This is a genomic window from Bradyrhizobium sp. BR 10261 (assembly GCF_019455395.1).
In the GTDB taxonomy this organism is placed as follows: domain Bacteria; phylum Pseudomonadota; class Alphaproteobacteria; order Rhizobiales; family Xanthobacteraceae; genus Bradyrhizobium; species Bradyrhizobium manausense.
Genome location: NZ_JACOFQ010000028.1, coordinates 89,105 through 97,537, shown reverse-complemented (window position 1 = coordinate 97,537; position 8,433 = coordinate 89,105). Strand labels below are relative to the sequence as shown.

Sequence of the window (8,433 nt, the reverse complement as noted above, 5' to 3'; positions counted from 1 at the left end):
GTGCGAAGGCGATCGCGGCAAAGCCCTTGTAGTCCTGCAGGCGCCGGTCCTGCTCGAAGCGATCGTCGGGCCAGCGCAGGTTGAGACCGCCGGGCGGCAGCTCGAAATCGCTGGGGATGATGAAGGGCTTCATCTCGTCGGTGAGGTCGATCTCGGCGGTGGTCTCCACCGTCTCCGTGATCACCTTCATGCCGACCCAGCAGCCGCTATAGCGCGACATCGCGATGCCGAGCAGACCCATCTCGATCATCTCGTGGATGCTCGAAGGATAGAGATAGGGCATCAGCGCCGAGATGAAGGCGTGGTCGGATTGATGCGGGACGGTGGAGGATTTGGCGCCGTGATCGTCGCCGGCAAGGCATAGCACGCCGCCGTTCTTGGCGGAGCCGGCGGCATTGCCGTGGCGGAAGACGTCGCCGCAGCGGTCGACCCCGGGGCCCTTGCCGTACCAGATACCGACCACGCCGTCATATTTGGCCCCGGGCGAGAGGTTGAGCTGCTGCGAGCCCCAGATGGCGGTCGCCGCCAGGTCCTCGTTCACGCCGGGCTGGAATTTGATGTTGTACTGCTCGAGGTGCTTTCGCGCGGCGAAAAGCTGCTGGTCGTACCCGCCGAGCGGCGAGCCGCGGTAGCCGGAGATGAAGCCCGCGGTGTTCAGGCCGGCGGCGCGGTCGCGCCTGATCTGCGCCATGGGCAGACGGACCAGCGCCTGGATGCCCGTCGTGAAGATATGGCCGGTGCCTTGCGTGTATTTCTGATCGAGACTGATCGGACCCTGGTTGATGCCCATTCTTGTCCTCTTCCGCCCTTTTGAGCGTTTGGCTGCCTAAGCCGTTGCCTGCCCGTTGTTTTCAGCTAGGGCACGGCGACCACCTCTGCCACTCTATGTCGGATATTTAACGCAGCGCATCACAAATCTGGACCTTTCGCGGCGACGGGAAAAAAACGCAATTTCGTGGCGGGAAAGACATTGGCGATTTTCAATTTGTGTCACCATACCCCCGCTGTCGCGAAACGACATGACGCCGCTATGATTGGGCATTCGACTGATGGTCGCAGGAGCAGGCTTTCGATGCGGACGATTCTGGCTGTTGCGCTGTTGTGCAGTGCGGTTTTGGAGGCCGCTCTCGCCGCCGAGCCGTCGCCCGAGCTGATCGCCTACGGCAAGACGCTGGTCGAGGCCGGCGACTGCGCGGGCTGCCACACCGCCGATCCCGCCAAGCCCTTCGCGGGGGGAAAACGCATCGACACGCCCTTCGGTGCGATCTATGCGCCGAACCTGACGCCTGATCGCGACACCGGGATTGGCGCCTGGACCGACGCCGATTTCACCCGCGCCTTGCGCTATGGCACCGCGCCGGACGGCTCGCTTTACTACCCGGCCTTCCCCTACCCCTACTTCACGCGGATGACCAAGGACGACACGCTGGCGATCCGCGCCTATCTCGGCACCCTCGCGCCCGTCGTCAGCCGCAACAAGCCGCCGGAGCTGCACTGGCCCCTCAACTATCGCTTCCTGATGCGCGGCTGGAACTTGCTGTTCTTCACACCTGGCCTGTTCGAGCCGGACCAGAACAAGAGCGCAGCATGGAATCGGGGCGGCTATCTCGTCACCGGGCTCGGTCATTGCGGCGCCTGCCACACGCCGAAGAACGCTTTGGGCGGAGACAAGAGCGCGCAGGCGCTGACCGGCAACGAGCTCGACGGCTGGTACGCACCGCGCCTCGATGGCGCTGCGCGGACCGGGCTGCAATCGTGGAGCACTGAGGACATCACCGAATATCTCCAGAGCGGCCGCAACGCCAGGAGTCATGCCGACGGGCCGATGGCTGAGGTGATCGTCAACTCGACCTCGAAGATGAGCGATGCCGACATCCGAGCGATCGCGATCTATTTGAAGAGCCTGCCGCCGGCGCGGCGCGAGACCATCGTGGCGCCGCCCGAGGCGGCCGAGATGAAAGCGGGCCAGGCGGTCTACGCAAAATTCTGCATCGCCTGCCATGAAGCCGACGGCTCCGGCGCGCCCCGCATCTATCCGCCGCTGCCGGGCAATGCGCTGCTGCAATCCATCAACCCCTCCTCGACCTTGCGCGTCATTCTCGACGGCGCCCACACCGTGACGACGCCGCGCGCGCCGAACACCGGCGAGATGCCCGGCTATGCCAAGCAATTGTCGGATGCGGAGATCGCCGCGGTCACCAACTATATCCGCAATTCCTGGGGCAATGCCGGCTTGCTGGTGACGCCGGCGCAGGTGGCGAAGGCGCGCAGGCAGGCGCCGTAGCTGTCTTCCGTCATTGCGAGCGCAGCGAAGCCATCCAGAGTCTTTCCGCGGTGGGATTTCTGGATTGCTTCGCTGCGCTCGCAATGACGACTTGGATAGAGCTACTACCGCTCCTCATCTCCCGCGAACACGAATTTCGGCATCTCCCATTTGTAACGCACGGCGAGGAGACGAAAACTGATGCCGAGGACAAAAGTCAGGATGGTCCAGAGCTCGGCGTTGAGATTGAGGCCGAACGCGGTGGCATAGAACAGCCCCGTCACCACCGAGACACTGGCGTAGAGCTCGGAGCGAAACAAGAGCGGCACGTCGTTGCAGAGCACGTCGCGGAACACGCCGCCGGCGCAGCCCGTCACCATGCCCGAGACGATCACGATCGGCAGCGAGGCATCCATCTGCCAGGCGATGTCGCAGCCGGCCATGGTGAAGACGACAAGACCGATGGCATCGAGCACGATGAAGGCGATCTTCAGCCGGTGCACGAGACGCGCGAACAGGATGGTGAGGAAGGCCGCGCCGCCGGCGAGCGCCAGGTAAATCGGGTGCTGCACCCAGGACAGAGGATAGTGTCCGAGCAAGAGGTCGCGCAGCGTGCCGCCGCCAAGCGCGGTGATGCAGCCGAGGAAGCAGACCCCTAGCCAATCCATGCTGCGGCGGCCGGCGGCGAGTGCGGCGGTCATGCCTTGCGCGGCGACCGCAACCAAAGAAAGGAAATGCAGCACGCTATCGCTCGGCGGCAGGCTCCACATCGCTTTATTCCCCTTCTTTGCGGCGGAACTTACGCGCGGAGTTCCAGCATGAACAGGTTCCCGATTCCCCCGGGCGGGGCAACCTCCGACGAAAGCACTAGGGAACCCGGAACAGAATCTCTCAGCCGAGGGTTGTCTGGGGGCAATCAACGAGGAGACCCAATCGATGGCTGACGACCGTTTTCCCAACGATCCGTACCGCCCGAACCTCGCCGACGATGAGTATCTTCGCGCGGCGCGCCGGGATGCCGATCTTCAGGCTGATCCCGAGCTCGGCGAAGGCCCCGCCTCCAGCGGCAAGATCGCGCTGTTCGCGGTGGCGATCGCCCTTGTGCTGGGCGCCGTGTTCTATGGCTTGAACAATACCAACTCAGGCAACCAGGCGAGCAATACCCCTGCCACGCAGACCGCGCAGCAGGCTCCGTCGACCAATCCGGCCGCGCCTCCCGGCATGCGTGACGTGACGCCGCGCAACAACGCTGCGCCGGGCGTGACCACGGGTGCTGCGCCGAGCAAGCCGGCGCCGGATACGCAGACGCCGTCTGACGGCGCGAAATAACGGCACGACTGTCCGAAATAACGGCACGACTGTCTTCGCGTAGCACACAACTGTCATCGCCCGGCTCGACCGGGCAATCCAGTACTCCGAGACGGTTGTAGTCGAATCGAGAAGCCGCGGCGTACTGGATGCCCTGCCTGCGCGGAGCATGACATCGAGAGGATGAGAGAGCGGCGGGATCGAAAGGTCCCGCCGCTTTACTTTGGGAGCTAGCTGAACATCTTGTTGAGCTCGCCGCCGGGATAGCCGCCGGCCAGTTCGCCAAACGTCCCCTTCTCCGCCATTTCCTTCGCCGCGCGCATGAAGCCGCCCCAGGCGGCGCGGGCGAGCGAGCCACCGACGCTGATGCGGCGCACGCCGAGATCTTCGGCCTCCTTCAGCGACAGGCCGGAGCCGCCGATCAACAGGTTGAACGGCTTTGGCGCGACGGCCTTCACCACAGCGGCGATGTCCTCGCGCGTCTTCAAGCCCGGCGCGTAGAGGCAATCGGCACCGGCATCGGCGTAAGCGGTGAGCCGGTCGATGACGAGCTTGAGATCGGTGACACCCCAGAGATAAGCTTCGCAGCGGCCAACCAGCAGCGTGCCACTGTCGCCAATCGCCTTGCGCGAGGCCTTGATGCGCTCGACTGCAAGCGCGCGATCATAGAGCGGCTTGTCCTTGTCCCCGGTGGAATCCTCGATCGACAGGCCGGCGACGCCGGTGCGCACGCCACGCTCGACATTTTCGGCGACCTGGTCCGGCTCGACGGCAAAACCGCCCTCGAAATCCGCGTTCACGGGAATGTCGACGGACGAGCTCAATGCTGCCAGATGCTGACAGACGTCCTCCACGGTGACGCGATTGTCGGCCTTGCCGATGGTCCAGGCAAAGCCCGCACTCGACGAGGCGATCGCCTTGAAACCGAGATGCTGCAACGCCTTGGCGCCGCCGACATCGACCGGATTAGGCAGGATGAAGCAGCCGCTCTCGTGCAGCTTCCTGAACGTCGCGCGCTTGTCAGCCGTTGTCACATGCATGTTTCTCTCCCTTGTTGGCCGCGCAGAGATAGGCACGCTCGCAGGACGGCGCTAGTCCAATGCCACCTTGCGCAGGAAGGTGCGCTCTTCCGCCAGGATGAACTTGTTGTCCTCGGCGAAATGGAAGTTCGCCATCCCTTCCGCGTCCTGCCGCAACCGCGCGCGATAGGCCTCGTAGGCGGCGAGGCTTTCGAAGGTGATCAGCGCGAAGGCGATGTTGTTGGTGCCCTCATGCGGCATGAAATAGCCGATCAGGTCGCCGCCACATTTCGGGATGATGGTCAGCCAGCGCTTCGAATAGTCCTCGAACTGCGCGCGCTTGAAGGGATCGAGCTGGTAGCGGATGAAGACGGTGACGGACATGTTTGGGCTCTCCTATTTCCACACCGTCATTGCGAGCGCAGGCTCGTAGGGTGGGCAAAGCGAAGCGTGCCCACCTCGTCTCTTCGCAACGACGATTGGTGGGCACGTCACTCCGCTCCTTTGCCCACCCTACGGGTGCGCGCAATGACGACTTGGTGAGACGCTACGCTCTTGCTCGACCACAATGCTTCGGCTACCATCGAAGCATGAAATCAGGACCCGACATCGCCATGGTCGCCGCGCTGGTCGGCGATCCCGCCCGCGCCAACATGCTCACGGCGCTGATGAACGGCCGCGCGCTCACGGCCAGCGAACTGGCGCAGGAGGCCGGCATCACGCCGCAGACCGCGAGCTCGCATCTGGCCAAGCTCGAGGCCGGCGGGCTGGTCGAGCCGGAGAAGCAGGGCCGCCACCGCTACTACCGCCTCACCGACGACGACGTCGCCGGCGTGCTCGAAGGACTCGCCGGTCTTGCCGCGCGCACCGGCCATATGCGCGTGCGCACCGGGCCGAAGGATCCGGCGCTGCGCCGGGCGCGGATCTGCTACGATCACCTCGCCGGTGATCTCGGCGTGCAGATGCTGGACTCGCTTCGGTCGCGCAACCTGGTGAAGCAGAAGAAGCAGGAGATCGAGCTGACGACGGAAGGCGAGCGCTTCCTCGCCAAGCATTTGCAGATCTCGCCCGACATGCTCAGCCATCCGCGCCGCCCGGTCTGCAAGGCCTGCCTCGACTGGAGCGAGCGGCGCCACCATCTCGCCGGCACGCTCGGGGCTGCCATGATGCAGCGCTTTTCCGAGCTGAAATGGGCCGCGCGCGATGCCACGCCCGGCAGCCGTGTGGTGAATTTCACCCGCACCGGCGAGAAACAATTCGCGGCGCTGTTCGGGAACAGCAAGGACTGATCGCGCGACTGGCGTGACGCACACAATCGCGTGTGAACTCTCGCTCTCGTCATGGCCGGGCTTGACCCGGCCATCCACGCCTTTATTGCCGCTGGCACGTGGATGCCCGGGACAAGCCCGGGCATGACGGAGACTTTTATGACCCGCATCTTCTCAACCGCTCTCGCTGCAGCCCTGCTCGCTTCCACACTCGCCACCGCCCACGCCGCCGACGCGCCCCAGCGCGAGCCTTACGGCATTGCGCTCGAAGGCTTTGCCTATCCCTATCCCGTGCATCTGCTGCCTGTTGTCAATGACGGCGAGCAACTCAGCATGGCCTATATGGACGTCGCCCCAGCTCAGCCGAACGGCCGCGCCGTCGTGCTGCTGCATGGACGCAATTTCCCGTCGAGCTACTGGGCTGATGTCATCAAGATGCTCAACGACGCGGGCTATCGTGTGGTCGTGCCGGACCAGATCGGCTTCGGCAAATCCTCCAAGCCGATGGGCGAGTTGCATTTCGACAATCTGGCGCGCAACACCATCGCGCTGCTTGATCACCTCAAAATCGACAAGGCCGACATCGTCGCGCATTCGCTCGGCGGCATGCTCGGCGTGCGCATCGCCCGCGCCTATCCGGACCGTGTCGCCCATCTGGTGCTGACCGCACCGATCGGCCTCGAAGACTATCGTCTCTACGTGCCGCCGATTCCGACCGAGACCATCATCGAGACCGAGGACAAGCTCACCGCCGACCGCTACCGAAAGCAGCTCCAGACCAATTATGCGATCAAGCTGCCGCCGGAGGCGATCACGCCGTTCATCGACGCCCGCTTCAACATCAAGGGCAGCCCCGACTATCCGCGCTGGCTGCGCGCCTTCGTCTCATCCGGCCAGATGATCTATCGCGAGCCGGTTGCGCATGAGATCGCTGAGATCACCGAGCCGACGCTGTTCATCATGGGCGCCGACGACCACAACGCACCGGGCCGGCCGAATGCGCCGGAAGCGTTGCGCGCAAAGATGGGGCAGAATGCCGAGCTTGCAAAAGCGTTGGCTGCGAAGATGCCGAATGCGCGCGCCGAGATCATTCCGGACACCGGTCACCTCGTCTTCCTGGAGGCGCCGGAGAAGTACCGAGAGCTCGTGTTGGACTTTCTCTGCCGCTAGCGTCATCGATGTCGCGCGAAGCCGCACGCGAAAAATGTTCATGCCGCATTCAGGTCATGATTGGCAGGTTTGGATCGCAACGTGACGGCACGTACTCGTTTTAATGTGTCGAATCGTGTCTGTTGATTCATTGCGCGCCGCAAGCGCTAAGCCCCTGTCCCAAGAACTTGTTTCCAAGAACTTGCTCCCAAGAACCTGCTCCCGAGGACCAGAAGGAAAATCAGATGAAGTATCTTTTCGCCGCCATGATGCTCGCCAGCGCGGCCGTCGGCTTCAGCGAGTCCGCCAGCGCCGCCGGTGGTTGCGGCCCGGGCTGGTACCGCGGCCCCTATGGCGGCTGCCGTCCGATGGAGCGGGTCGTCGTGGCTCCCGCGCCGGTCGTGGTTGCTCCGCCTGTTGTCGTGGTGCGTCCGCGCGTGTGCCCCTATGGCTTCCGCTGGTACGCCGGCCGCTGCCGTCCGTTCTGATCTCTCGCAATTGCTCAGCAAAAGGGGATCGCGATTGCGATCCCCTTTTTCATTCCGGACCCGGCGTTACCAGTGACGCCAATGGCGACGATGCCAACGATGGCGCCAACCCCAATGACGGTGACGCCAGCCCCAGTGACGATGATGCCAACCCCAGTGACGGTGATGCCAGTGGCCGTGACCCCAGCGCACCTGCTCCGGCTTGAGCTGGGCTGCTTCCTCGCTGGTGGTGACGGCAGGATGAGCGTCCGGATTGGCTGATGGCAGGCTACCATTGCCCAGCACTTGCGGCGCGAGCGGCGCGGCCTGCGCGGCGGCGGTAAACGCGGCAGCTCCCGCCGCGACACCGAATGCAAGTTTCAAAAAGTTCCGGCGCTCCATGACTTAATCCTCTGATTCATCGATCAAGTGATGCAGAGCAAGTGTCGCGGGCACGATATGAACCGCCGCTGAATCAGCCGTTCAGGTTGGCTGCAAAAGGCGACCGATTCGTAGCCCCGATGGAACGAAGCTCTATCCGTCCTCGGTCTGCTAAAAAATTCGCATCCCCCGTCGGAGCGCGCCGTCTCCATCCGTCCTAGGGCTGAGACAGCACGGAGACAGCGCATGCCCGACCTCACGCACGGGAAGACCGGATGGCGCATTTCGCGGCGAGCGATAAGGCCCGGGCAATGTGATCGACCGCACACACATGGCGTCGCGGTAGCTCTACAGTCATCACAGCCATAACGAATTGCCGCGAAGCCATTTCAGAGAAAGGTGTCCCATGTCCCGCATCGCATATCTCAGAGAACAAATTGCCCGCGCCGAGCGGCTGGCGAAAGCCATCCTCGACCGGCGGACGGCGGAGCAGCTTCAAGCCTTCGCAGCCGAATGCCGCGCCGAACTGTCTGAGCTGACGCTCAAGACCGCCGCGTGATGCGTGCGGCCTGCCCGAG

Annotated in this window: 10 protein-coding genes and 1 pseudogene; 6 read left to right on the top strand and 5 right to left on the bottom strand. The window is 63.8% G+C overall.

The annotated features are described in order from the left end of the window. Positions 1 to 790: pseudogene (locus HYH07_RS28095) on the bottom strand (indolepyruvate ferredoxin oxidoreductase family protein); the annotation flags it as partial. A gap of 282 nt (positions 791 to 1,072) precedes the next feature. Between HYH07_RS28095 and HYH07_RS28090 the strand changes: the two are divergent. Next, positions 1,073 to 2,284 carry a cytochrome c gene (locus tag HYH07_RS28090; protein ID WP_220005504.1) on the top strand — a complete coding sequence of 404 codons (1,212 nt, stop codon included), beginning with the start codon at positions 1,073 to 1,075 and terminating at the stop codon, positions 2,282 to 2,284. 104 nt (positions 2,285 to 2,388) lie between these two features. Here the strand turns inward: HYH07_RS28090 and HYH07_RS28085 are convergent, their stop codons facing one another. After that, positions 2,389 to 3,033 carry a trimeric intracellular cation channel family protein gene (locus tag HYH07_RS28085; RefSeq protein WP_220005503.1) on the bottom strand — a complete coding sequence of 215 codons (645 nt, stop codon included), beginning with the start codon at positions 3,031 to 3,033 and terminating at the stop codon, positions 2,389 to 2,391. A gap of 166 nt (positions 3,034 to 3,199) precedes the next feature. Between HYH07_RS28085 and HYH07_RS28080 the strand changes: the two genes are divergently transcribed. Beyond that, complete coding sequence (locus tag HYH07_RS28080; protein WP_220005502.1) at positions 3,200 to 3,592, top strand: hypothetical protein; 393 nt, start codon at positions 3,200 to 3,202, stop codon at positions 3,590 to 3,592. Positions 3,593 to 3,801: 209 nt separating this feature from the next. Here the strand turns inward: HYH07_RS28080 and HYH07_RS28075 are convergent, their stop codons facing one another. Next, the gene (locus tag HYH07_RS28075; protein ID WP_220005501.1) at positions 3,802 to 4,611 is read right to left on the bottom strand and encodes an oxaloacetate decarboxylase; all 810 of its coding nucleotides are present in this window, start codon (positions 4,609 to 4,611) and stop codon (positions 3,802 to 3,804) included. 51 nt (positions 4,612 to 4,662) lie between these two features. Then, positions 4,663 to 4,974: an NIPSNAP family protein gene (locus HYH07_RS28070; RefSeq protein ID WP_220005500.1), complete on the bottom strand. Its 312-nt coding sequence runs from the start codon at positions 4,972 to 4,974 to the stop codon at positions 4,663 to 4,665. Positions 4,975 to 5,180: 206 nt separating this feature from the next. On the opposite strand from HYH07_RS28070, the gene HYH07_RS28065 reads away from it, so the two are divergent. The 3 genes from HYH07_RS28065 (at position 5,181) to HYH07_RS28055 (ending at position 7,495) form a co-directional block, all read left to right on the top strand. Beyond that, positions 5,181 to 5,879 (top strand): metalloregulator ArsR/SmtB family transcription factor, encoded by a 699-nt coding sequence (locus HYH07_RS28065; protein WP_220005499.1) that lies wholly within the window; start codon positions 5,181 to 5,183, stop codon positions 5,877 to 5,879. Between the two features lie 138 nt (positions 5,880 to 6,017). Then, complete coding sequence (locus tag HYH07_RS28060; RefSeq protein ID WP_220005507.1) at positions 6,018 to 7,028, top strand: alpha/beta fold hydrolase; 1,011 nt, start codon at positions 6,018 to 6,020, stop codon at positions 7,026 to 7,028. Between the two features lie 224 nt (positions 7,029 to 7,252). Further along, entirely contained in the window at positions 7,253 to 7,495 is a 243-nt protein-coding gene (locus HYH07_RS28055) for a GCG_CRPN prefix-to-repeats domain-containing protein (protein ID WP_220005498.1), read from the top strand. Positions 7,496 to 7,561: 66 nt separating this feature from the next. On the opposite strand, the gene HYH07_RS28050 is transcribed toward HYH07_RS28055, so the two are convergent. Then, positions 7,562 to 7,876: a twin-arginine translocation signal domain-containing protein gene (locus tag HYH07_RS28050; protein ID WP_220005497.1), complete on the bottom strand. Its 315-nt coding sequence runs from the start codon at positions 7,874 to 7,876 to the stop codon at positions 7,562 to 7,564. A gap of 385 nt (positions 7,877 to 8,261) precedes the next feature. Here HYH07_RS28050 and HYH07_RS28045 point away from each other — a divergent pair, with 385 nt between their 5' ends. After that, on the top strand, positions 8,262 to 8,414 hold the full coding sequence (locus HYH07_RS28045; RefSeq protein ID WP_220005496.1) for a hypothetical protein: 153 nt from the start codon (positions 8,262 to 8,264) through the stop codon (positions 8,412 to 8,414). Positions 8,415 to 8,433 lie beyond the last annotated feature (19 nt).